Origin of the sequence: Serratia sp. Je.1.23.a, from assembly GCF_051129805.1 — a bacterium.
In the GTDB taxonomy this organism is placed as follows: Bacteria; Pseudomonadota; Gammaproteobacteria; order Enterobacterales; family Enterobacteriaceae; genus Serratia; species Serratia liquefaciens.
The window spans coordinates 252,440-275,920 of the sequence record NZ_JBCPSR010000002.1; the positions used below are offsets into that span (position 1 = coordinate 252,440).

The 23,481-nt window shown below is 54.5% G+C and carries 23 protein-coding genes; 12 read left to right on the forward strand and 11 right to left on the reverse strand.

From position 1 onward, the window contains the following. The first annotated feature begins 6 nt into the window (after positions 1 to 6). Entirely contained in the window at positions 7 to 1,101 is a 1,095-nt protein-coding gene (locus AAZT04_RS08935; protein WP_434679754.1) for an AAA family ATPase, read from the forward strand. Here AAZT04_RS08935 and AAZT04_RS08940 read toward each other — a convergent pair. Both AAZT04_RS08940 and AAZT04_RS08945 read right to left on the reverse strand, forming a co-directional pair. Then, positions 1,098 to 1,994: a Kdo hydroxylase family protein gene (locus AAZT04_RS08940; RefSeq protein WP_174574538.1), complete on the reverse strand. Its 897-nt coding sequence runs from the start codon at positions 1,992 to 1,994 to the stop codon at positions 1,098 to 1,100. The genes AAZT04_RS08935 and AAZT04_RS08940 overlap by 4 nt on opposite strands. Positions 1,995 to 2,334: 340 nt before the next feature. Then, positions 2,335 to 3,885 (reverse strand): sensor domain-containing diguanylate cyclase, encoded by a 1,551-nt coding sequence (locus tag AAZT04_RS08945; RefSeq protein WP_020827591.1) that lies wholly within the window; start codon positions 3,883 to 3,885, stop codon positions 2,335 to 2,337. A gap of 165 nt (positions 3,886 to 4,050) precedes the next feature. Here AAZT04_RS08945 and AAZT04_RS08950 point away from each other — a divergent pair, with 165 nt between their 5' ends. After that, complete coding sequence (locus tag AAZT04_RS08950; RefSeq protein WP_020827590.1) at positions 4,051 to 4,245, forward strand: hypothetical protein; 195 nt, start codon at positions 4,051 to 4,053, stop codon at positions 4,243 to 4,245. A 54-nt stretch (positions 4,246 to 4,299) separates the two neighbouring features. Here AAZT04_RS08950 and yjdN read toward each other — a convergent pair whose 3' ends face one another. Continuing rightward, complete coding sequence (gene yjdN, locus AAZT04_RS08955) at positions 4,300 to 4,716, reverse strand: VOC family metalloprotein YjdN (protein ID WP_337047634.1); 417 nt, start codon at positions 4,714 to 4,716, stop codon at positions 4,300 to 4,302. 267 nt (positions 4,717 to 4,983) lie between these two features. On the opposite strand from yjdN, the gene AAZT04_RS08960 reads away from it, so the two are divergent. The 4 genes from AAZT04_RS08960 (at position 4,984) to AAZT04_RS08975 (ending at position 7,964) form a co-directional block, all read left to right on the forward strand. Next, positions 4,984 to 5,757, forward strand: a complete 774-nt coding sequence (locus tag AAZT04_RS08960) for an SDR family oxidoreductase (protein WP_048760362.1) — start codon at positions 4,984 to 4,986, stop codon at positions 5,755 to 5,757. Positions 5,758 to 5,810: 53 nt separating this feature from the next. Further along, complete coding sequence (locus tag AAZT04_RS08965; protein WP_048760360.1) at positions 5,811 to 6,713, forward strand: LysR family transcriptional regulator; 903 nt, start codon at positions 5,811 to 5,813, stop codon at positions 6,711 to 6,713. A 523-nt stretch (positions 6,714 to 7,236) separates the two neighbouring features. After that, positions 7,237 to 7,485, forward strand: coding sequence for a GlsB/YeaQ/YmgE family stress response membrane protein (locus tag AAZT04_RS08970; RefSeq protein WP_012145782.1), 249 nt, complete (start codon positions 7,237 to 7,239; stop codon positions 7,483 to 7,485). Between the two features lie 92 nt (positions 7,486 to 7,577). Continuing rightward, positions 7,578 to 7,964, forward strand: coding sequence for a YidB family protein (locus tag AAZT04_RS08975; protein ID WP_020827585.1), 387 nt, complete (start codon positions 7,578 to 7,580; stop codon positions 7,962 to 7,964). Between the two features lie 3 nt (positions 7,965 to 7,967). Here AAZT04_RS08975 and AAZT04_RS08980 read toward each other — a convergent pair whose 3' ends face one another. Then, positions 7,968 to 8,900 (reverse strand): LysR family transcriptional regulator, encoded by a 933-nt coding sequence (locus tag AAZT04_RS08980; RefSeq protein WP_048760357.1) that lies wholly within the window; start codon positions 8,898 to 8,900, stop codon positions 7,968 to 7,970. Positions 8,901 to 9,013: 113 nt separating this feature from the next. Here AAZT04_RS08980 and AAZT04_RS08985 point away from each other — a divergent pair, with 113 nt between their 5' ends. Continuing rightward, complete coding sequence (locus AAZT04_RS08985; RefSeq protein WP_434679759.1) at positions 9,014 to 10,066, forward strand: SDR family oxidoreductase; 1,053 nt, start codon at positions 9,014 to 9,016, stop codon at positions 10,064 to 10,066. 112 nt (positions 10,067 to 10,178) lie between these two features. Further along, positions 10,179 to 11,258 (forward strand): endonuclease/exonuclease/phosphatase family protein, encoded by a 1,080-nt coding sequence (locus tag AAZT04_RS08990; protein WP_260628234.1) that lies wholly within the window; start codon positions 10,179 to 10,181, stop codon positions 11,256 to 11,258. Positions 11,259 to 11,292: 34 nt separating this feature from the next. Here AAZT04_RS08990 and AAZT04_RS08995 read toward each other — a convergent pair whose 3' ends face one another. The 3 genes from AAZT04_RS08995 to AAZT04_RS09005 form a co-directional block, all read right to left on the reverse strand. Further along, positions 11,293 to 12,300: an NAD(P)H-quinone oxidoreductase gene (locus AAZT04_RS08995; RefSeq protein ID WP_048760352.1), complete on the reverse strand. Its 1,008-nt coding sequence runs from the start codon at positions 12,298 to 12,300 to the stop codon at positions 11,293 to 11,295. A gap of 157 nt (positions 12,301 to 12,457) precedes the next feature. Continuing rightward, positions 12,458 to 12,670 carry a hypothetical protein gene (locus tag AAZT04_RS09000; protein WP_041415483.1) on the reverse strand — a complete coding sequence of 71 codons (213 nt, stop codon included), beginning with the start codon at positions 12,668 to 12,670 and terminating at the stop codon, positions 12,458 to 12,460. Positions 12,671 to 13,182: 512 nt separating this feature from the next. Continuing rightward, the gene (locus AAZT04_RS09005) at positions 13,183 to 13,551 is read right to left on the reverse strand and encodes a hypothetical protein (protein WP_041414720.1); all 369 of its coding nucleotides are present in this window, start codon (positions 13,549 to 13,551) and stop codon (positions 13,183 to 13,185) included. 153 nt (positions 13,552 to 13,704) lie between these two features. Here AAZT04_RS09005 and AAZT04_RS09010 point away from each other — a divergent pair, with 153 nt between their 5' ends. The 3 genes from AAZT04_RS09010 to dsrB all read left to right on the forward strand — a co-directional run bounded on the left by AAZT04_RS09010 (position 13,705) and on the right by dsrB (position 15,602). Then, positions 13,705 to 14,571: an ion transporter gene (locus tag AAZT04_RS09010; protein ID WP_048760349.1), complete on the forward strand. Its 867-nt coding sequence runs from the start codon at positions 13,705 to 13,707 to the stop codon at positions 14,569 to 14,571. 284 nt (positions 14,572 to 14,855) lie between these two features. Continuing rightward, complete coding sequence (gene cspE / locus AAZT04_RS09015) at positions 14,856 to 15,068, forward strand: transcription antiterminator/RNA stability regulator CspE (protein WP_004946278.1); 213 nt, start codon at positions 14,856 to 14,858, stop codon at positions 15,066 to 15,068. Between the two features lie 333 nt (positions 15,069 to 15,401). Further along, positions 15,402 to 15,602, forward strand: a complete 201-nt coding sequence (gene dsrB, locus AAZT04_RS09020) for a protein DsrB (RefSeq protein ID WP_020827577.1) — start codon at positions 15,402 to 15,404, stop codon at positions 15,600 to 15,602. Between the two features lie 233 nt (positions 15,603 to 15,835). Here the strand turns inward: dsrB and rcsA are convergent, their stop codons facing one another. Together rcsA and AAZT04_RS09030 are read right to left on the reverse strand one after the other, a co-directional pair. Beyond that, complete coding sequence (rcsA, locus tag AAZT04_RS09025) at positions 15,836 to 16,465, reverse strand: transcriptional regulator RcsA (RefSeq protein WP_044552189.1); 630 nt, start codon at positions 16,463 to 16,465, stop codon at positions 15,836 to 15,838. A 747-nt stretch (positions 16,466 to 17,212) separates the two neighbouring features. Continuing rightward, on the reverse strand, positions 17,213 to 18,628 hold the full coding sequence (locus AAZT04_RS09030; protein ID WP_048760343.1) for a pyridoxal phosphate-dependent decarboxylase family protein: 1,416 nt from the start codon (positions 18,626 to 18,628) through the stop codon (positions 17,213 to 17,215). Between the two features lie 100 nt (positions 18,629 to 18,728). Between AAZT04_RS09030 and AAZT04_RS09035 the strand changes: the two genes are divergently transcribed. After that, on the forward strand, positions 18,729 to 19,601 hold the full coding sequence (locus AAZT04_RS09035; protein WP_129983826.1) for a LysR substrate-binding domain-containing protein: 873 nt from the start codon (positions 18,729 to 18,731) through the stop codon (positions 19,599 to 19,601). A gap of 2 nt (positions 19,602 to 19,603) precedes the next feature. Here the strand turns inward: AAZT04_RS09035 and AAZT04_RS09040 are convergent, their stop codons facing one another. Both AAZT04_RS09040 and AAZT04_RS09045 read right to left on the reverse strand, forming a co-directional pair. After that, positions 19,604 to 20,989, reverse strand: a complete 1,386-nt coding sequence (locus tag AAZT04_RS09040) for a CoA transferase (protein WP_176983386.1) — start codon at positions 20,987 to 20,989, stop codon at positions 19,604 to 19,606. Between the two features lie 63 nt (positions 20,990 to 21,052). Further along, positions 21,053 to 23,236 carry a glycoside hydrolase gene (locus AAZT04_RS09045; RefSeq protein WP_129983825.1) on the reverse strand — a complete coding sequence of 728 codons (2,184 nt, stop codon included), beginning with the start codon at positions 23,234 to 23,236 and terminating at the stop codon, positions 21,053 to 21,055. Between the last annotated feature and the right edge of the window lie 245 nt (positions 23,237 to 23,481).

A 23,481-nucleotide genomic window follows, 5' to 3' on the forward strand; every position in this document is an offset into this window, starting at 1 on the left:
GCGACGATGATCCAACAACTCCAACTGAGCGGTTTTCGCTCTATACGTAATTTGCAGCTGCAATTGGGCCGTCTGAATGTGATCAGCGGCCCGAACGGTTGCGGAAAATCTAACCTGTATAAAGCGGTGCGATTGATCCACGAGGCCGCCTGTGGGCGGCTTTCTGCTGCGTTGGCTGAAGAGGGGGGCATTCAGAAGGCGATGTGGGCCGGCGGATTGCGACTGGGTGATCGCCGGGGCGATCCGAAACGGATGCTGTTGTCAGCCACTCTGGATGATTTCGACTATCAGCTGCAGCTAGGCTTCCCTGAGCCGACCGGCAGCCTGTTTCAACTCGACCCGCTGGTCAAAGAGGAGTCACTGTGGATCTCGGGCCACGGTCGTCGACCTTCAACCCGGGTACTCGAAAGGCGCAACCAGCGTGCATTCCTGACGAATATCCAGGGCGATCGCGCCACTTATCCTGCCAGTCTCCATGCAGAGGAATCGGTATTTGGTCAGCTTGCCGATCCGCATCTGTATCCTGAAGTGTCCCAGGTACGAGAGAATCTGCGGCAGTGGCGTTTTTACCACGAGTTTGCCGTGTGGCCCGGTTCACCGTTGCGAGCGCCTCAGGTGGGTATTCGCGCACCGGTGCTGGCGCATGACGGCAGTAATCTGGCGGCCGCTTTTGAAACCATCTGCGAGATCGGCAACGGCGAGTTGCTGCGCGACATTCTGGCGCAGGCGTTTCCCGACAGCGAATTTGAAATTCAGGCCCCTCAGGGACGCTTCCAGCTATTGATGCACCGTGCCGGCATCTTACGCCCCTTGGAGAGTGCCGAACTTTCCGACGGCACGCTGCGTTTCCTCTGTTTGGCGGTAGCGATGCTCAGCCCGCGGCCGCCGGCATTTATGGCATTCAATGAACCTGAAAACAGTCTGCATCCGCAACTGTTGCCGGCATTGGCCATGCTGATCGCCGAAGCCAGCCGTTATAGCCAATTGTGGATCACCAGCCACTCACCGCAGCTTGCCGAACTGATTGGTCGCCATAGCGATGTCACCCACTATCAACTGGCACAGCAGCAGGGTGAAACCCTGCTGGCGGAACCGGATTAGATCAAGGGCTGGTGTAGCAGGGTTTCCAGTACCTTGAGCGGTGATTGCTGTGGATTTTTCATTGCGGTGACGGGCAACAGGAAAGTTTGCTCCAGCATAAACTGACCCGCCATCGCCGCGTGTGGCGTCTGATCGGAGAAACAGATCCAACTGCTGCCCGGCGGCAAGTCGAGCGCCAGCTGCGGGCCCTGTTGCTGATAGTGCTGGTCGGCTTTCATGGCATCATGCAGTTGCAGCATCAGGTGGTCGTAATGACTGCGGCGCCGTTTGGTGATGCCGACCTTGTGCTGCAGCCAGCTGTTCAGCGGTGAATAGCGGCCCAGGCGCGGCATAAAGCGTTGCGCCAGTTGAGGAAAGGGTTCGCCGATGCGCCATTGGCGAAGTTCGCCATTGGGGTTGATGTTGGTGAAAATGCGCAAAATGCGCTCACCATAGTTCGGGCGCGACGGGAAGGCATCGACGTGCAGCCGGCTATCATCCTTGCGCCATGAGCTGGTCTTGCGCCAGGCCGCAACCGGATGCAGGCGCAGGGTGTTGACCGGCGAATGCAAAGCTTGTTGATAGTGGGGTAGCACAGTGGCAACCAGTTGAAGGCAGGCTTGATAATAGCGTGACAGCAACGTCTCGACCTGTGGCTGCTGCGCGGCTATCGCCACGCCGGATAATTTGCTCGTTTCTGGCCAGTAGCTGATGTTTTTACGTTTTGTATCGACCAACGCGGGATCCAGCAGCGCCATTTCACCAGCCAACAAGGGAAACGCCAGTTCGGGCAAAAATACCAGCTTGCCTTGCTCAAGCGCTTCGACGGCAGAGGGGGAAAAGGGCGCTGGGGCGCTATCCCACTGCTGCTGTGGCAACGTTATTAACGCCTGCTCCGGCGTCAGGTTTTCCATGCGCATAATATCTCCTTGCGAAGGGGATGTTTTGATTGTTTTTATTTGAAAGGAATATATAACCAGCGGGAATTATTGTTGAATTGAACTAGTTGATGCTAATAGCTGGATTAAATTATCCTAGCACTATTAAAATGCGCCAAAAAGTAAACAGATATTAAACGACGCGCTAATGGCACGAATGGATAAAATAGATTTAATGGGCATTAATTAATTTATCAGCGAAAGTAGATTAACGATTTAAATTAAATTTAGTTTTATGATCAGCGGGTTGATTTTGATTTTCCGAGCGGAAAAAAACAAATTCAGGGGCCGCCTCCGGGGGAGACGGCCCAATGGGTCAGGCGGGATAAATGCGGTTTTTCCCTTGTGCTTTGGCTTGATACAGGGCGCTGTCGGCCTGATTAATAAAGCCAATTGGCGTGTCGTTATACATATGCGGCACTTTGGCGAATATGCCAATACTGATGGTGACAATACCGTGAGGGTTGCCCGTATGCGGTATTTTCAGCTCCCGCACCGATTCAATCACCCGTTCGGCGAAAATCAGTGCGCCCTGAGTGTCGGTATCCGGCAGAATAATGGCCATTTCCTCACCGCCATAGCGGGCCATAATATCGTTGCTGCGGCACGCCAGCCCTTTCAACGTTTGTCCAATCTGTTGCAGACACTGATCGCCGGCTACGTGACCGTAGATGTCGTTATATTGTTTGAAACAGTCGATATCCAGCATCAGCAACGCCACGCTGCGGTAATTGCGCGAAGCGCGCATCAGTTCGTTCTTCATGGCGATATCAAACTGACGGCGGTTGGCCAGGCCGGTTAACCCGTCCAGCAACGCCAACTCTTCCAACGTTCGGTTGATGGTAGTGAGCTGATCGCGGGTGCGCATCAGTTCAGCTTCGGTGCGTACGCTGTGGTTAATCTGGCGCATCAGTACCAGACCCATCGCCAGTAAAATGATTAACAGCGTCGCGCCACCCAGGGCAAACACGCCGGTATCATTACGCCAGTCGGACAGCGCATCTTCCTTCGACAGTCCGGCAGCTATCACCAGCGGATAGCGATTAACCCGCGAATAACCGTAGATCCGTTCCACCTTGTCGTACCGCGAAGTGATGGTGGCATTGCCGAACTCAGAATGGGGTAGAATTTCGCGGAACAACACGCCTTCCGAAATATTTTTGCCAATCGCGGCAATGGAGTAGGGGCGGCGGTAGAGAATGGTGCCGTCCGCCAACAGCAGGTTGAGCGAGGCGTCACTGTTCAATGCGAAGGTGTCGTAAAATTGGCGGAAATAATCGACATACAGCGTGGCCAGTACCACCCCATTAAAGCTGCCGTCCGGGTTGTTGATCCGGCGTGAGACCGGAATGATTAAATCACCGGTAGAGCGGCTGCGTACCACTTTGCCGATAAATATCGCGTTGCTGTTGTGGCTCAGGTGGAATTTGAAATACTCACGATCGGCATTGTTGGCATTTTGTATGAACCGGCCCGATGAGGTGACGATCCAGTTCCCTTGAGCATCGTAAACAAACAGGCCATGCAACTGGGGCAGGTTGCCAACCTGCGTTTGCATCACTTTCTGTAGTCGCAGCTGTTGCGGTTGGCCCAGGCCGTCGGTCTGAATGCGTTCGGTCAGATCGGACAGCGTAGTGTCGGTCTGCATAAAGGTGTCATCGGCATGCTGTGCCAGAGAGCGGGCCAGGTTGGCCGATTCATTTTCGGCACTTTGCAAGTCGCGCTGGTGCGCATTCCAAATCTGCCAGCCGTTAAACAGAATCAGCGTGACGGCAACGATGACGACAAATACGCCGGCCTGAAAAAGTAACGGGGAATTTTTACCGTTGCGTGGCCGTTCGGCATCCTGCGGTTGCTGCTGTGTCATGTCACCCTTGTTATAAAGTCTTTAAATCGTGTTAAGAACAATCTTACATCTTATTCGTTAATCACGCCGACCACTACTCCCTTAACATCAAAAATGCATGAGCCACTCAAGCGGAGTGTTACAATTCGCCGCAAAACCGGCATAGAAAATACAGGGTTCACGCATATGTCTGACTACATCATTATTACTTTGCTGACGCTGGTGGTTTATTACCCGCTGACCTTGGGTGTGCTGGCGCTAATGATGATTTTTGCCTGGCGGCAGCGTAAATCGCCCTATTGGCGTTTGGGACTGGTGCTGTTGACGGTGCTGTTTGTACTGTTCGCGATGGCGGCTTATGACTGGTATCACTACCGTTGACCTTGGCACCAGGGTATCCGCTGTCGGTGGCGGACACCCTGGCGGGATGACGGGTTATTCAACGTTAATCATCCAATTGACCCCGAACTGGTCGGTCAGCATGCCAAAACCCTTGGCCCAGAAGGTGGCCTGGTATGGCATGGTGACCTGGCCGCCCTGCGCCAGCTTCTCGAATAATGCTCGGCCTTGCTCCACGTCGCTCGGATCCAGCGACAGGGCAAATCCTTTATGCGAAGCTTCGCCGCCGTCCTGCGGACACCCATCGGAGGCCATCAGCGCCGTTTCGCCAATCAGTAGACGGGCATGCATGATGGACTCTGGATTGACGTCCTGAGGACCGCCTTGCTTGGCCTCCTCGGGCATATCTTTGTAGCGCATAATCATTTCGATTCTGGCGCCCAACTGCTGCTGGTAGAAGTTGAGCGCCTGTTCACAGTTACCGTTAAAAAAAAGATAGGGTTGAATCAACATGACATTGACCTCTGTTGTGGCCCGTCAGGCGTTTTGCATCCCACGGGCGAGGAACAATAGTTTCTGGTTGTGACTATTGCTGCCGGGAACTTACAAGTGTAGTGCGATTTACGCCGAATGCCCGGCGGGCGATCACGCTGTGGAAATTAACGGCCTGATCGTTGCTATTGACCGAAAAAGCGGGATGGTTCATCCCAATTTGGACAGATTATCTGAGCGGTCACAGTTTCTATACTCGTTGCAACCTTCACTAACGGAGTCACTGTAATGAGCAAGCAATCTTTGAATGGAAAAGTGGTGTTGATCGCTGGCGGCGCCAAGAACCTGGGTGGCCTGGTGGCGCGTGATTTGGCCGCCAACGGCGCGGCGGCCGTGGTGGTGCACTACAACAGCGACGCCACTCGTGCCGCCGCGGAGGAAACGTTGCAGGCGGTTAAGGCGGCAGGTGCCGAGGCGATTGCGGTGCAGGGCGATCTCACCCAGCCGGCTAACGTGGCGCTGCTGTTTGAGGAGGCCGTCAAGGCGTTTGGCAAGGTGGACATCGCCATCAATACCGCCGGTCTGGTGATTAAAAAACCGATTGCCGAAGTGACCGAAGCCGATTACGACAGCAGTTTCGACATCAATGCCAAAGCGGCATTTTTCTTTATCCAGCAGGCCGGTAAACATTTGGCCGATAACGGCCGAATTGTGACCATTGTCAGCTCGCTGTTGGCGGCCTATACGCCATTTTATGCGGTCTATCCGGGCAGCAAGGCGCCGGTGGAGCACTTTACCCGCGCGGCTTCCAAGGAGTTTGGCGAACGCGGCATCAGCGTGAACGCCATTGGTCCGGGGCCAATGGATACGCCGTTCTTCTATGGCCAGGAAAGCAAGGAGGCGGTGGCGTACCACAGCAGTGCCGCCGCGCTGAGCAAGTTCTCGAAAACCGGTCTGACCGATATCGAGGACATTGCGCCGATCGTTAAATTTTTGGTCACTGACGGCTGGTGGATCACCGGGCAGACGCTGTTCGCCAACGGTGGCTATACTACCCGTTAACCTTAATTCTGCTGCGGCCCGGGCCGCAGCCTGTTAATCAGGACGCACAGCCGGTGGATAAAATAGGGAGATTACGGGTTTTTATCCAGGTTGCTGAGGTGGGCAGTTTCATCCGCGCTTCGCAAATCCTGTTGATGCCAAAAACCACGGTTTCGGCGGCGATACAACAACTGGAACACGAAATGGGTGCCCGCCTGTTTCACCGCACCACTCGCCGGGTGCAATTGACCAGCGACGGTGAGCTGTTGCTCGAAAAAGCGCGCAGCCTGTTGTTCGACGTTCAAACACTGGAAGGCCTGTTTCATCGGCAAAACGGCCCGATCGACGGTCGTTTGACGGTCGATGTGCCCAGTCGCATAGCCCGGCGAATGATAGTGCCTGCGCTGCCGGACTTTTTTGTGCAGTACCCCGACATTCAACTGTTTCTCAGCGCCAGCGACCGTTCGATCGATTTGATCCAGGAAGGGATCGACTGCGTGGTGCGCGTCGGCAGTCTCAGCGACAGTAGCCTGGTCAGCCAGCCGCTGGGGCGATTAAGCATGATCAACTGCGCCAGCCCGGACTATTTGCAATGTTACGGCACGCCGGAGCATCCCGAGCAGTTGGCGGGGCATTGGGGTGTAGGGTACGCGCAGCCGACTTTGGCCGGGGCAGATACCTGGGTTTGGCAGCGGGGCGATCAGCACATGGAAAAAATCTTGCGTAGCCGGGTCACGGTAAACAATGCGGAAAATTATATTGGGTGCTGTCTGGCAGGATTAGGGATGATTCAGATACCGCGCTTTGATGTTCAGCACTACCTGGACAACGGGAGCTTATGTGAGGTTTTGCCGCAGGCCCGGCCACCGGCAATGGGCATTGCGTTGCTTTATCCTCACCGCCGCCAACGTTCGGCACGTTTAACCGCCTTTGCCGAGTGGTTCAGCCACCTCATCAAGCCATTTTGTGAAAATTGAGGCCCGGTAGCCAATGGGATTTTTATCCAAACGGCTCGCTATTTGTCATTCGTTTTCAACTGATTAAATTTGCAGACAAAACAAGACACATTTAAAACCACTCGAAAAGTGACAAAGCGCGTGTAACATTACTGGAACAACAAGGCGGCAGAACCGTCCCAGGCGGCGGCCAGCGCATAGATTGCAGCCAGTATCAGCAGAAACGGTGTGTTGGTCATGGTCTGTTCCCTGCAGCAATATTCACCTGTTGTTATAGCGCGGAGCAATGACAGTTTGATGAATGTGGTTGATTTTTGCACAGCTAAATTCAGACACACGGAAATGGGTAAACTGCTGATATTTGTCTATAGTAACAGTGTGAATATGCGTGTTTATCAAGATTCACCCTGCATCGCGCTGGCGTTAACGGTCAGCACAGGGCAACAGGATTGTGGTTGTGAAAGTATCGTCAGGGTTGGATCAGGCGCCGACGCGGGCCTGAAAACAGAGTTTCTTTGGGCAAAAAGTAATAGGGAGAGTAAAAATGGGCATCATTTCCTGGATCATTTTTGGGTTAATCGCCGGTATCTTGGCTAAATGGATTATGCCGGGCAAAGACGGCGGCGGCTTTATCGTAACCGTTATTCTGGGGATCATCGGTGCGGTTGTCGGCGGCTATATCAGTACCTTCTTCGGTATGGGCCGTGTTGATGGCTTCAACCTGGGCAGCTTTGTTGTCGCGGTCATCGGTGCCCTGGTGGTGCTTTTTGTCTACAGAAAGATCAGAAGCTAATCAGTTGCTGATCAACAGGGTCGCTGCGGCGGCCCTTTTTCGTTAAATCACTGCGGTCGAGCGGCAGAGCCGACGATCGGAAGGGGAATACCATGGGTCTGTTTGATAGCGTATTGGGCAACATTCTGGGCGGTGCCAACGGTAAGGGCATTGATTACGTCGCCATTATGCAATGGGTTGAGCAGCAGGGTGGCCTGCAGGCGATTCTGGACAAGTTCCGACAGGGTCAATTCGGCGATGTGGTCGGCTCGTGGCTGGGCAACGGTGAAAACCAGCAGATTAGCGGCGATCACGTGCAGCAAGCGCTGGGCAGCGATGCCATCAACCAACTGGCGGAAAAGCTGGGGATCGATCCGGCTCAGGCTTCAGCGACCATTGCACAGTTCCTGCCAACGGTCGCTGACGCGGCCTCGCCAAATGGCGAAGTGCAGTCGAACAGCAACGAACTGGGTGACATGGTCGGTAAACTGTTCAAATAATCTTTATGCCCCTGGCACCTTGTCGGGGGCTTTGTTCACCCTAATTCCCTCAATACTCCCCAACGCCGCCAGCAAATAATCTACCCAGGCCCGGACTTTACCGGGAATAAACCGCGCAGCGGGGTAAACCGCATGCAGTGCCATCGGCGGATAATGCCAGGCCGTTAACACCGGTACCAGGCTGCCGTTGGCCAGTTGCCGACCAATCAGCGGGCGCTGTGCTCCGCCAATACCCAATCCTGATTCGATGGCCGCCAACAGCGAAAACGTATTATTGGCGCGAAAGACCGGGCGCAGGTTCACTACCTCGGCACCTTGAGGGCCAATTAAGGTCAGCGCATCGCCGTCACTCAAGCCGCTATAGCGGATATGCGGATGTCTCGCCAGCTCTGCGAGAGTTTGCGGCTCGCCCTGCGCTGCCAGATAGGCCGGGGAAGCCACTAAAATACGCTGTAATTCCCCCAGCCGGCGCGCCACCGTGCCCGGCGTATTTAATTCGCCAAAGCGGATTGCCACGTCGATACCTTCACCGATCACGTCAGCCCGGCGATCGTCGAGCAACAGTTCGATATTCAATTCCGGATGCTGTTGCTGAAAAGCTATCGCCAGCGGCGTGAGGTGCTGTTGACCGAAGCCGGTCGGGGCATGGATGCGCAAGGGGCCCTGCAGCCGCTGCTGCATGCCGTGCAGCGCTTCCTCTGCTTCACTCACCGCCGCCAGAATCGGTTTGATTTGCCGATAATAGCCACCGCCGGCGTCGGTCAGCGTGACGGAGCGGGTGCTGCGAAACAGCAACTGCACGCCCAGTTGTTGTTCCAGACCGGTAATCTGCTGGCTGACCGCCGGCTGCGTCAGGCCCAAATCGCGGGCCGCTGCCGAGAGGCTGCCCAGTTCCGCGACCCGCATGAAAGTCTTCATGGCGTTCAGCTTGTCCATCAGCACTCCAGTTATAGATTTTACTTATAAGTGTTAGTAACACTACGCCTCTACCGCAAGCTTTGCTAATCACTCACAGTGAAGGCCTCAAACAAAAGCGAGCGGGGTGACCTATGCAAAATGAAAAACTGGCGTTGGTAGTCGGGGCCAACGGTGTGATTGGCGGCAAGCTGATTGAAGAACTGGAACGGCAAGGTTGGCAGGTGGTTGGCCTGTCACGACGCGGGGGCGTCAATCGGCCGCAAGTGCGCTATGTGGCGGTCGATATGTTGGATGCTCAGGCGACGCGCAATGCCTTGCGCCCGCTAACCGAGGTCAGCCATATTTTCTATGCCGCTTATCAGGATGCGCCGGACTGGGCTGGGCTGGTTGCACCGAATCTGGCGATGTTGGCCAATGTAGTGGAGGCGCTGGAGCCGGTAGCGCATGGGTTGGAGCACATCAGCCTGATGCAGGGCTATAAAGTTTACGGCGCGCATCTGGGGCCGTTCAAGACGCCAGCGCGGGAAAGCGATGCCGGGCACATGCCGCCGGAGTTTAATCTTGAGCAGCAGAGCTATCTTGAACGGCGTCAGCAGGGCAAAAATTGGCGCTGGAGCGCGATCCGGCCCAGCGTGGTGGGGGGCTTCTCGCTCGGCAATCCGATGAATCTGGCCCTGACTATCGCGGTCTATGCTTCCATCAGCAAGTCTCTGGGGCTGCCGCTGCGATTCCCCGGCAAACCGGGGGCCTATCACAGCCTGCTGGAAATGACCGATGCGGGTCTGCTGGCGCGCGCCACGCTATGGGCTGCGACGGAACCGGCGGCGGCCAATCAGGCGTTTAATATCAACAATGGCGATCTGTTTCGCTGGAGTGAGATGTGGCCGAAAATTGCCGGCTACTTTGGTCTGGAAGTGGCGCCGCCGCTGCCTATGCCGCTGACGTCGGTGATGGCAGACAAAAGCGAGTTGTGGCAGGCGCTGGCGCAGCAGCATGGCCTGGCCGAAGCGGATTATCGCGCGGTGGCGAGCTGGCGCTTCGCGGACTTTGTTTTCTCGTGGGATTACGACATGTTTGCCGACGGCAGCAAGGCGCGCCGCTTTGGCTTTCATCAGTTTGTCGACACCGAAGCGATGCTGTTCGCACTGTTTGACGAGTTTCGTCGTCGCAAGATTATTCCTTAAGTCCGCTGGCGGGGAGACGGTTTTTTATGGCAATCTTTGGCTGCCGCCAGATACGGCAGCCAAGAGGCCGTCACCCCGACAGGCCCAGGCCGATGAGAATGAGGAAATAAACGTGACAGGGATTACCGCCATACTGACGCTTTTGCTGGCGCTGGTGACTATTGCGCCGCTTTCAAAGCATGCAGCCTGGTGGATTCGGGTGTGGGATTTTCCCCGCCTGCAGATACTGGCGCTTTCGCTACTGGTGTTGTTGCTTAACCTGCTGTTTGTGCCGCTGTCGCCTTGGGTGTGGGGCATGATGGCGCTGAACCTGGCCTGTGTGGTTTACCAGGCGGCCTGGATTTACCCTTACACCCGGCTGAGCAAACCGCAGGTGCTGGACTTTACCGGCTATCAAAAAAAGCCGCGTATCCGCATTCTGGTATCCAATGTGTTAACACCCAATCGCCAGGCGGATAAGCTGCTGGCGCTGGTGGCGACCGAGCGTCCGGACGTGCTGGTGGCGGTGGAAACCGACCGCTGGTGGGAGGAGCAGCTCTCGGTGCTGGAGCAGGATTATCCCCATACGTTGAAATGCCCGCTGGATAATCTGTACGGCATGCACGTTTATTCACGGCTGAAGCTCAGCGATGCGCAGATACAGTATTTGGTCGATGAACAGATCCCGTCTATGCACATGATGGTGCATTTGGATCAGGGGCCGCAGGTGCGCCTGCACTGCGTTCACCCGATGCCGCCGAGCCCGACTGAAAACGAGGAATCGGAAGACCGCGACGCCGAACTGGTGATGGTCGGGAAAAGTGCGGCCAAATCGGAGTTTCCGGTGATTGTGACCGGCGATCTGAATGACGTGGCTTGGTCGACCACCACCCGTTTGTTCCTTAAAGTCAGCGGTTTGTTGGATCCGCGCCGTGGTCGGGGCATGTTCAGCACCTTTCATGCCGGTTATCCGTTCCTGCGTTGGCCATTGGATCACGTGTTCCACAGCGATGATTTCGTGCTCGGATCGCTGCGTCGGTTGACCAGCGTCGGTTCAGATCACTTCCCGATTATGGTGGAGTTGGTGTATTCGCCGAAGCAGGGGGCGCAGCAGGAAAGCCTGGAGAAAGACAGCGAAGATGAAGCGCTGGCGCAGGAAAAGTTAGACAGTACCGACTCAACGCCTGAAGACGTACATACGCCAGGCAGATGAAACAGGCCCCGCAGCCTAGGCTGCGGGGCACAGATTAGAGGGTCAGCATGATCTTGCCGATGTGCTGGCTCGACTCCATCAACGCATGGGCTTCGGCTGCTTGTTCCAGCGGGTAGGTTTTAAAGATCTGCGGTTTTAACGCACCGCGATCCAGCAATGGCCAAACCTTTTGCAGCAAATCGGCGGCAATACCCGCTTTGTCTTCAACGCTTCGCGAACGCAGCGTGGAACCGGTGTGGGTCAGACGTTTGAGCAGCAACGGCATCAGGTTCAACTCCTTCACCACGCCATTCTGGGTGCCAATTTGCACAATGCGGCCATCCATCGCTGCCGCCTGGTAGTTTTTCGCCAGGTAGTCGCCGGCGATCAAATCGACAATCACGTCAGCCCCTTTGCCGTTAGTTGCGTGCCGGGTCTGCTCGACAAAATCCTCGTCGCGATAGTTGATCGACACATCGGCCCCCAAGGCCAGGCTGGCCTGACGCTTCTCTTCCGAGCCAACGGTGGTAATCACATGAGCACAGAAGGCTTTCGCCAGCAGGGTGGCGACGGTACCAATGCCGGAAGTGCCGCCGTGGATCAAAACGGTTTCGCCAGCTTTCAGGTTGCCGCGCTGGAACACATTGACCCACACGGTAAAGAAGGTTTCCGGGATGGCTGCTGCCTCAACCAGGCTAAATCCTTTGGGGACCGGCAGCGCATTGCTTTCATGCACCTTGCAGTATTCGGCATAGCCGCCACCGGCAATCAGGGCGCAGACGCTATCGCCAACGGCATAATTTTGCACGCCGACGCCGGTGGCGACCACCACGCCAGCGATCTCCAGGCCTGGGATATCCGATGCGCCGGGAGGCGGTGCGTATTGGCCGCGGCGTTGCAACACGTCAGGGCGGTTAACCCCGGCGGCGGCGACCTTCACCAGGATCTCCCCTTGTTGCAGGGACGGCAGCGGCCGCTGTGCGACAACCAAAACTTCCGGTTCGCCGGGCTGGCTGATCTCAATGGCTTTCATGGTGCTGGGCAGTTGCGGGTTCGCAGACATGACGATTCTCCTCGGTTGGCATTCAGGCGCAGTGACCCATCTAGGTAACCAGCTGCAGTAATTGATGATTTATCTTACTGAAATGCTAAGGAGAGAGTGTAGCTCACAGGGCGATTTTTTCGGGGGAAGGGGGCGCCGCCGCAAGGGCGGCATAACATCAATCATTTGGCGGGATGCGAAAACCTTTTAGCGAGACGATAAAGTGTTCTTTCCCTTTGGAAATTTTGGCACCTCTATCACACCACAGGCTGGCGAGCTGGAAAAAATCATCGCTGTCGATGTCATAGGCCAGTTCGATTTTTTTCGCAGTGCCGTAGCGGATCAGCTTTTCGGCTTCCTGGTGGTTTGTTGCTTTAATCATGGTGGTCATAACGAAATCCTTGGTGTTGAGCCAGTGCGGATAATCGCCGACCATGATATGGCTATATTGTGACAATTTTGTGATAAAAAAATGACAAAGTGCGGTTGTGTGGTTTGGGGCACAGCATTGATGCCATTCCCCAAACCACCGTTGCATCAACGGTCGTGCGGACGCAGCAGGGTACTTTTCTTCAGTGATTTAAAGTGTTTATACAATGCAAACCCTGCAATGCCAGTTAATACGACCAGCAAAGATAAATATTCAGTCGCCATCTGACTAACCTCCGATAAAGCGTGGCTTAAGAGGCGTTATTTGTGACAGCTATCACATTGAGCTGCAATGAGACCATTCTGTAAGGTTGTAACTGGCTGATATTCAGACATAAAAAAAGCGCCTATAAGGAGGCGCATAAAAAATTGCAACACAGCTTGTTGTGTCCAGCACCAGGAGGAGTGGTGAACAGGAAGCCATTGTATGAAGTGTGCGTTGCTGCCGATATAGGGATAACTCTTAAAGCACGGTCACCATTGATAACCCATATTCACGCTGTACTCAGGATCCTGATTGGTGGAATAGGGATCAGACTGGCGACGGCGGTCGGTTTTTTTCACCGGGCTGTTCAGCGACGAATACGGTTTGGTGCGCTTCTGGCTACACCCGGGGTGATCGCATTCCAGATCGACGCGAAAACCGGTTTTATCTTCTGACTCCGACCAGACCACGGGCGCCTTGGCAGTTTTTTCCGCAGGGCCGAGCGCGGTTTTGGGTGCGGGTGCGGGTTTAATACTGGGCTCGGGTGCCTTGTAGGACAGGTCCAGTGCCTGAGCTGGAGCGCCCAACAATAATAGTGTGGTGCAGCAAAATGCTGCCAGCGTATGCCCTCTAAGCATGATCAACCTCCCTTTATAGTTACGCAGCGCAACTATAAATTACTCAGGCGAGAATTACTATCATTTGTAGCCGCTGAAGAAGGGGCGGAGAGTTGGCGGCGTTAAGGTTCAGGTTTAGTATATGAGCAACTTCCCGTTATAAGACATTGGACTATGACTACTGACACCGCGGCGCTCAGTTGGCGCCAGCGCAGCTATCGGCTGTTGTTCGATAACCATTCGCGCATTGGGCGCAGAATGGAAACCTTTTGGATAGGTGCCGCGCTGCTCAGCGTGATACTGCTGTTCCTCGAGCCGGGGGGCAGTGCCTTATATTCGCCCGGACGGCAGGCCATTTATCTGTTCTTCTGGGCCGAGGTGGTATTTACCTTCATTTTTACTCTCGAGTATCTGTTGCGCCTGTGGAGTACGCCGCGTGAGCAGCACTATGCCCTGAGCTTTTTCGGCATGGTCGATTTGTTGACGGTACTGCCGCTGTACATCATCTGGTTGTTCCCGCACATGACGATGGAATTCGTCATGCTGCTGCGTGTCCTGAGGATATTGCGGGTGTTGCGGGTATTGAAACTGCTGCGTTACATGAGCGAAATGGGCATGATTTGGCGCAGCATCAAGCTGGCGCGCCATAAGCTGGCAATGTTTTTTGGTTTTGTCGCCGTGGTGTTGTGCGTCTTTGGCGGTTTGATGTATGCGATAGAGGGCGGCAGCGGCGGGTTTACCAGCCTGGCGGCGGCTATCTATTGGGCGGTCGTCACGCTGACCACCGTGGGCTACGGCGATATCGTTCCCCATACTCCGTTGGGCCGATTATTGACCGCGGTCCTAATCCTGGTGGGCTATTCGATCATTGCGGTCCCGACCGGTATTCTGACAGCTTACATGTCGCAAGAACTGCAACGCAGTCGTGAAAGGCGAAATTGTGAACAATGTCAACGAGGTGGCCACGAGACGGAGGCAATATTTTGCAAATATTGCGGCAGCCGATTGCCCCCATTATCGGGTAAACAGAACCAGAAGTGACCAAAAAACAAGCAAAATGGGTTAAATCCTGTGCGTTTAGCCCCGTTTCCACCGAGGGGCTAACAAAAAGAGTTGCTATTAAAGTCCCATCATGAGTTAATGCTTCTCGGCCTGTGGTACAGACCTATTTATGCACGACATTTTGAGTAAAGTAGTTCAAATTTAAAGCGTTATCCTAGATAGCTCTTCACTGACGAATTTCCTTTCTAGTGCCTCCATAAGTAACTGATGACCGGCTATATCTTGCCCATGGTGGCTTACATTTAATATTGAAGGAATTAGACATGTCTAACATGATCAAAGGTCAAGTGAAGTGGTTCAACGAGTCTAAAGGTTTTGGTTTCATCACTCCAGCAGACGGCAGCAAAGACGTGTTCGTACACTTCTCTGCTATCCAGGATCAAGGCTTCAAGACCCTGGCTGAAGGCCAGAACGTACAGTTCTCTATCGAGAACGGTGCTAAAGGTCCGTCAGCGGCTAACGTTACCGCTATCTAATCGGCTTCTGCTGATTAATAAAAACCCGCCAAGGCGGGTTTTTTTGTGCCTGTAATTTGGTGCAGGCAAAAAAAAAGCCCGCAAGTCTGCGGGCAAAAGTTCCTTGTTACTTCTTCATTTGCTGATACTTCTCTGGGGGGAAGCACCAGAAAACAGACTAACCGTTGTGCGCTTAAGATTCTGCGGACAAAACGTTAAGAAAGTGAAAAGCCGTTGGGCTGCTACGCTTTAGCAGGATCCATACAGGTTGATGCCGGATTAACTACCGGCGCGGTATTTTTCTCACCTCATTTTGTAATACACTGACATCACTGATAAATGATGGGGTACGGCATGAAAGTTAACGATCTGGTCACGGTAAAGACGGATGGCAAACAACGGCGTGAAGGGGTGATCCTGGCGGTAGAAGAGTTTAACGAAGGGATCATGTACCTGGTTTCTTTGCCGGACTACCCAGCCGGTGTTTGGTTCTTTAACGAGATTGACAGCCGTGATGGTACCTTTGTTGAACTCCGGCAGGCGGATCCCAAGTAATAGCCTGACAATGGCCGTTACTTCACTGGCGCATTAATTTAATTCGCAAAATTTCCGTTGGGTAATTATCCCGGAAAGGGAGGAAAGCTCTGTTTTTAAAACGGGAATACCCGTCGCGGCCGAGAGTATCGTCGCGAGCAGGTATTTAGGTTATTTAAATGCGCGGTTTCCAGCAGGACACTCTGAAAGACATTTAAAACCAACGTTTGGCAGACTAAACGACAAACCTTTATCTAGCGGCTATTGACAAATATTCCACTGGTCAGGGTGTCGGTCAAACGAACAACATGGTAAATAATCTGCTTGTTGTGCGTTTTAATTTTTCTTTTGATATTTCCCTTATGGGAAGACACGGTTTTGGCCTTAATTTGCATCTGGTCAGAGATCTGGATAGTACCCTGACCCGACATCCACATGCGCAGCATGTTTGACTCGGTTTGGCTCAGCGTAACGGGAGTCTGATCAAATGAGGTTTTTTCCGTGCGGGGCGCTTTTCTCTCCAGATAGTGACTAAGTAGTTGATTCATAGTCTCTGGTTTGATTGATTTTGACGAGATGATGACATTTTTACGAACATATAAATAATCGTCGAAATGTACGTTGGTGATGGCCATAAAGATGAAGAATAAGGTGTCAGGGTGTAGTGAAATCACCCCTTTTATACGTTCCGTAGCGTTCGCTTCGTGTATAAAGCAGTCTTCATTAATAAAAACCAGGCTGGGTTTCAGCTTGCTGCACTTTTCGTGCAGATCGTCGATATCGTTGATGGCATTAATCTGGCGTTTTTTTACTCCGTGTGTTGTCAGGTAGTCTGTCAAACCTAATCTGGTATAGCTGCATGAATCCATAATGATCGTTGGCATATCGCACCCCCACTTAAATCCGTTTTACCGCGGTAACAAAAAGAAAAAGCCTGAAGCCTAAAAGGCAAAAAAAAGGAACAAAAAATTCACGTAGAAGCAGTGTTCTATCAATAAACACGGCTGTACTCAACGATATTTTATTACTAAACTAATTAACACTGTGAATCTATAAGTTTAGCTTAAGTCAGAATAATCTGCTGGCGTAGGAATTGCCGTGAGGTAACGCCAATTTGTGCTTGAACAGCGTGCCTGCTGGTCTTTTTATCATTGATTCAACCCATCATGTCACGAAACGAAATTTTAGATTGCTAGGAAAATTCTTAAAAAAAATTCATGTGTTGTTTTTTTAACATTTTTTAGCTTATTTATTGATCACGGAGAATGTTGTTTTATTTGTATGACTTAATATTTAATAATATTATCATAGTGTTATGTTTTATTCTTTTGTTTTTGATAATGATTATTCTTCCAGTCCTTATCACTTGTGATAATCAATAATCACATAGAGTTAACATTAATGCGTTTTTTTGTTAAAAAAACCGGTGGTATAACAACGAGTTGATGTGACCAATCGTGCTATTTCGACAAATGTGAAAAATGTCAGTAAGTGATTAATTGGTTTTGCTGAACTATTTCTTCGTAGTTACGGGCTGTCAATTATAAATTATTGATAAAGGTTTACGGCCGTTGACTCCCGGCCGTAATAATAGAGCGTCCCACGCAAGGAATAGCCTTCACTTTTCCCGATTAGCCAAGGTCCGGCAAACAGAACTTCATCGATTCCAGGGTCAAATGAATATCGCTTTCCTGCGTCATCCAATTGACCAGCGCAGCACGGATCCCCGGCTGCCCATTGTAGCGAGTAGGGGTACAACGCACGATGCCATGCCGATCCAGGCGGGCGATAAAACGATCGCGTGCCGCAACGGCATCGCCTTCGGTATTTTTAAGGGCAAAGCACACTACGTTTAAATTGACCGGTGCCAGCAGGTGGAAACCCTCGCTGGCCGTCAGCTCTTGGCCCAATAGTTTTGCCAGTCGGACATTACGTTCCACCATATCCTGCATGCCGCTGCGACCATAGGCTTTCAGCGCCATCCATAAAGGGAGTGCCCGGAAGCGCCGCGAGTTTTCAGGGGTCAGATGCAGATAGTTGTCCGGCCGTAACGTGGGGGCTTCCAGATAGGCCGAATGGTTTTGGAACACCTGCATCTGCAATGCCAGATGACGGCTGAATTGAATAGCGCTGTCATAGGGCACGTTCAACCATTTATGCGCGTCAACGGTGATGGAATCCGCCTGCTGCCAGCCTGCCAGGTGCGCTGCATAATGCGGCGAACAGGCCGCCACGCCGCCAAAGGCCGCGTCGACATGTAGCCAGAACGGGTAACGTTCCCGCAGCGCCAGCAGGTGCTGAAGGTCGTCGAAGGCCACCGTATTCACCGTGCCGGCACTGGCCAAAACCAGGGTTGGCATACCGACGCTGGCGGCCAGGTGCCGCTCCAGCGCCGCCGGATCTATAGCTTCGGAGCCGGGAAGACAGTCGATAATTTTCAGCGCATCACGACCGATCCCCAGCATGCTGAGCGCTTTCACGCTGCTGGCATGCGGATTCGCCGACAGCACCTGTACGGAGCCCAGGGCCGCAACCCCCTGCGCGGCGACGTCGATGCCGCGTTGCTGCCCGAGCCACTGGCGGCCAATGGCGATACCGACAAAGTTGGCCATGGTAGCCCCGCTGACAAAACTGCCATTGAAGGTTTCCGGCAGCCCCAACAAGGTTTTTAGCTGGTTCACCGTCGCCAATTCAATCGCTGCGGCAACGGTATCCTGGCTCAATTGACTATTTTGGTCGATAGCGCTAACCAGCCAATCCGCCGCCAGTGCCGCCGGGGTTGCTCCACCGGTCACAAAGCCAAAGTAACGTGGCCCGGCGCTGGCGGAGATCCCCTCGGCATAACGTTGCCAGAAGTGGTCCAGTGCCGCGATCGCGCCCTTGCCACCTTCGGCCAGTTGGTCATCACCCGGCTGAAGTTGCTGTGCATCTAAGGGCGGGCAAACCGGGCGCTGTTTTATGCCGCTCAGAAACGTTTCGGCCAACTGACGGGTGTGATCGAGGATCTGTGGAAACTGGTCAAGGTCTTGCTGCAAACGTGGGTGCATCGATAACTCCGGACGTAAGGGGGAATAGTGACACCCTAAACTCTTTACTTTGGTGCGAAAATCGATGAAAAATACCCTTTTTGGATAGCAGGGCTAACCAATGTTCGATGAGCGTATTCCGTTACACTTTCTGCCGACCTTTGTAATTGCCGCCCGGCTAGAGAACCTGCGCGCCACCGCCCAGCAAGTGCACCTTACCCACGGTGCCGTCAGCCAGCAGATCCAGCAGCTTGAACAGGCGATGGGCTGTCCGTTGTTTGAACGGCAGGGGCGGGGGCTGCGTCTGAACGCTGCCGGGCGCGAGCTGTTGGCGGTGGTCGAACCAACGCTGGAAGCATTGCAACAGGGGATTGGCCGGGTCAGGCGCGTTGCGCAAAGTCAGGCTCTGCGTATCAGCGTCTTGCCTTCTTTCGCTCATTACTGGTTAATGCCGCGGCTGTCGTCTTTTCACGCGGCCTGCGCCGATATTACGTTGGATATCGATGCCTCGCTGGCGGTGCAGGATCTGACGCGCAAAGGTTTTGATGCGGCTATTCGTCTCGGCAATGGGCAATGGGCGGATATGCAGGCGCAACTTATTGCCAGGGGAGAGGTGGTGCCGGTCGCAACCCCTGCGTTGGCGCGCCAATGGCAGGCGGCCTTCGACGATGGTACGCCAGGCATGCCGCTGCTGGAGCATGATGTTACGCCATGGCGCAGTTGGTTTTTGGTGCATCAGCAGAGGGAGTATGGCAGGCCTCTGGCGTCGTTCAATGACGCTGGCTTGTTGATCCGCGCGGCCGAACAGGGATTTGGTATCGCGCTGGTGAAAAGACTTTTGGTGAGCGATGCGCTAACCGAGGGCCGGCTGGTGGCGTTGGCTGCGGCTCGGCAACTTGAACCGGTTGATTTTTATCTGGTCTGGCCGCAAAACTCCGGGTTGACGCCGGCGGTTGAAGCCTTGTTACATTGGTTGCAGCGTCAATTGGCCTGAGTTCAGCGTCGTAGCCAGACCGGTTGTGAGCGGCCGAGCGGGGTGGCCGGCAGTGCCCAAAGTAGCGCGGTGCCATTGAACCATAACGCGGGGTTAAGACGTTGCGCCGGGCCCCAGCAGGTCAGTTCGGTCTCCGGGTTTTCATCCGTGGCTGCGACAGATGCCAAGGGCTCCAACCGGTGTTGTGGCGGGTAAGGATGACGCAACAGCAGCTCTGCCGTTCGGGCCAGCGACAGCCGGGCGCTGTAGCCGGTGCCATTTTGCAGACGTTGGCGGATGCCCTGCAGCACCGCCGTGGCCATCAGGTAACCGGTGGCGTGATCCAGCGCCTGAACCGGCAAGGGTACCGGTATCGCGGCGTCTTTCCATTTCATGCCCGCCTCTGCCAGACCACAGCTCATCTGTACCAGACTGTCGAAACCGCGCCGCCCACGCCACGGGCCGCTCCAGCCATAGGCATTAAGGCAAACGTCGATCAATCCCGGAGATAAAGCCTGTCGTTGTTCCGCGCCATAACCCAGTTTTTCCAAGGCTCCGGCGCGATAGCCGTGCACGATAACATCGGCGTTTTTCAGCAGATGTTCAAAGGTATGGCGATCGTGGGCGTTGGTCAGGTTCAATCGTGCACTGCGTTTGCCGAGCATCACCTCATGCTCAACAGCCGGTTCGTCCCAGCCGTAGGGATCGATACGTAATACGTCCGCCCCTAAACCGGCGAGAAAACGGGTGGCTACCGGGCCGGCGATAATCCGCGTCAGATCCAGCACCCGTACGCCGTGCAGCGGCCTGGCGCTGGGCAGCGTCCAGACTGGCGTCGCAGCTTCCTGAAGTTGCGTCTGATGGATCAGCGGTTCCAGGGCAACGCTTTTACCCTGGGTATGCTGCCGCCACGCTTCGACAGAAAGCATTTGCGCCGCGCAGCCACCGGCCTCTATCACCGCCTGCTCCAGCTCGTTTTTTTTCCATGCCAGCACCTTTTGCGCCAACCCATTTTTATCCTGATTCGGACCGAGCACTTGCTCTACGGCTTTACGGTGATGCGGTGCATTGGTATGCAGGCGGATCCAACCGTCGCTGGTGGCATAATCGCCCGCCAACGCGTCCCAGGCCGCAGGCAATGACCAACCTAGTGGACGTAGCGTCCAGCCGAACCATAAGGACGCCAACCGTCGATCGACAAACACCTGCGGTGCTGCGCTGCGATTCTGTTGCAGCAGTCCGGCGCAGGCCAGCCCGGCGGCGGCCCAGCAGGCGGTCGCCAATTCGCTGACTGGGAATGCGCTGCTCAGCACACCTTCGCCGCTGACCGTCACCGACCCCGTCGAAAAGGCGTCGTGACCAAAGCTTTTCTCGATCTCTGCGAGCAGCGTTTGAGTAAGGCTATCCATTATTAACTCCAGCGGTGACGGTCAGGGGACTGAACCTAGCGTAGTTCACCCTGACCGGTGTTGCTATGGCGTAACGTTCAGGGTGCGACCGTCCGCCAGTTTGGCACGCAGACTCTGGGCGGCTATGCCGTCGAACGGCTGCTCGCCAAAATTGGCGGTCAGCGTGGTGCCGTCGCTGAAGGTGGTTTGCTGCACCCACCCGGCTTTATCCAGCCAGCGGAAATCGATCAGCGCTTTATCCCAAAGGGCCTGATGCAGCGGACGGAAGGCGGCGTCGGCCTGTTTGATCTGCGGCAGGCGCGCCTGCAGCGTGGCACGGCTGAGATGGAACATCGGCGCGGTATTGTAGAGCTGGCTCAGCAGGCTGCGGGTAGTTTTGACATCGCTGAATTTCAGGTTGTCGTAGTTCCAGTGGTGGCTGCTGATCACCGCATCGTGGAACACCGCCTGATACATGGGCAGGCGATAGCGCGGATCGAATTCCACCGTGCGGTAGGGTTCCTTCACCTTGGCCGGGCTGAAGAAGAAGGCCGGTTGGGCATTTGGCCACCAGGCACCCAGGTAATAAGGGGAGGACTTATCGTGATTCATCTGCTTATCGCCCCAGCCAAATCCCCAGGTTTCCATGCCGTGGGCAAACATGATGTGGCGTGCGGTCACCGCATTGCCATCTTCGGAACCGAGCGGCAGGCGAAGGGTATTGCTGAACCAGGCCAGCCGCGCATTGCGAGCCTGCGCCATTTGCTCGGCACCGGTCGGGTGGTTGGGCTGATAATCGTCAGAGACCATCCCGGTACCGTCAACGTCGAGGAATAGGCTGTTCAGCCCGGCCATTCGTACCAGTTCGGTCATGCGCTGTTGAGAGTAAGGCAGTACGCAGCCTGGATTCAGGTAGTAGCCTTGTTTGCCGAAGCCGGGTTTCTTGCTGCCGTCGGCACGCACGATGGCGCACTTTTCTCGCAGGGACGTCGGCAGTTGGGCGGTTAACCAGCTGTCATTGACTCCACGTGGAATGGCGGTGTCGTAAGAATCGTAGCTGGCGATCAGGTATCCCGCCTTTTTGGCGCTTTCTACCGCGTGCGGGTGCAGAAACTCGGCGGTCCAGTTGTCGGTACCCAACCACAGCCGAGGCAGGCCGGCCTGCTGCAGCGACTCGACCAGGGGGCTAGCCAGCCCCTGTCCCCAGCTCTGCGGCGCAGTCAGATAGGGCCCGAGTTGCCGTTGCGCCAATGCCCGGATATCCGCGGCCTGTTGGCGTTGCGCCGATAAGAAGTCGGCGTCATCCGGCGTCGCCTTTAGCGGTGTCAGTGTCACCAGCGCCTGGTTAAGGGCATCAATCAGCGCTTGCTGTTGCCAGCCCTGCGGCGTTTTTCCCGCCAGCGTGCGCACGGTTTTTTGGCTATCGGCATCCATTTTCCGCCACAGAACTTCACCCTTGGGGGTGATAAGCCAGGCCAACAGACCCGGCCAATCTTTCACGTCGTTCGCCGCCAGCAGTTTGTCGCCCCACAGATAAATGTGCGTAGCACCAATCAGCTTTTCGCCTTCCGGCGCGATGCGGATTTTATCTCGCAGGCTGCTGAACTGACCGCTTTGTTGCAGGTATTCACGGTAACGGCGCGCGCCGGACAGCGGCGAGTCTCCCACGTGCAGCAGCACCTCGAAAGCCTGCTGCTGATTAAAGCGGTTGAACTCATGACTACTGCGCATGGCGAGTCCTTTTCCTGCGCTGGCGAAGGTTACCTGGTTGCTGAATGGGGTTAGCAGTAACCAACTGTAGACCTTGCCTTGCTGTTGCTGGCTCCACAGCGGCAGTTTCAGATCCCAGTTGGTATCCAGCGGCGTCATTTCCTTGACCAGATAATTCCGCCAGACGGGATTGTCCAGCGGGATGCGGCTACCTTCGCCAATCGGCAGCAGCAGGGTCGTTGCCTGCGACGGCAGCCTGAACCAATTCAGGGTTTGTGCCCGCTTGCTGCTGAAACTCAAGCGCAGATCGCCACCCTCCAATTTGACGGTAACCTGCATGGCGCTGTTGGGCCATTGCCAGCTTGCCTGCGTCGATGTGCTTTGCAGTTCAGCCACGGTTTGCCCAGCCAGTGCCTGGTTAACCTGGTTTTTTCCCGCAACGATTTGCAGCGTGGCAGGATCGATATCGAAACGCGTTTCGCCCTGTTGCAAGAGCAGGGCCTGAGCGGGAAAACCGGCAAGCAGGGCGAGGCTGATGGAAAGGCGAAGCAGGTTCATTGAATGCGTGTCCTTGAGGATGATTGTCCTGTTGAAGCTCAAGCTTATCGGTAATTAGCCAATTGCCCAATGCCAATAAGTTATAATCGTGTGACTCATCAAATATTGGGGTTATTGAGTTTAATTTCCGTTTAATAAATTCGCCTTTACATCGTCACTCTGCGTCACTATACTCAGCCAAAATTTCAAAGAGGAAACACAATTGGACAGTTTTAGTTGCAGTGATATAAATAAGGCAAGCTGAC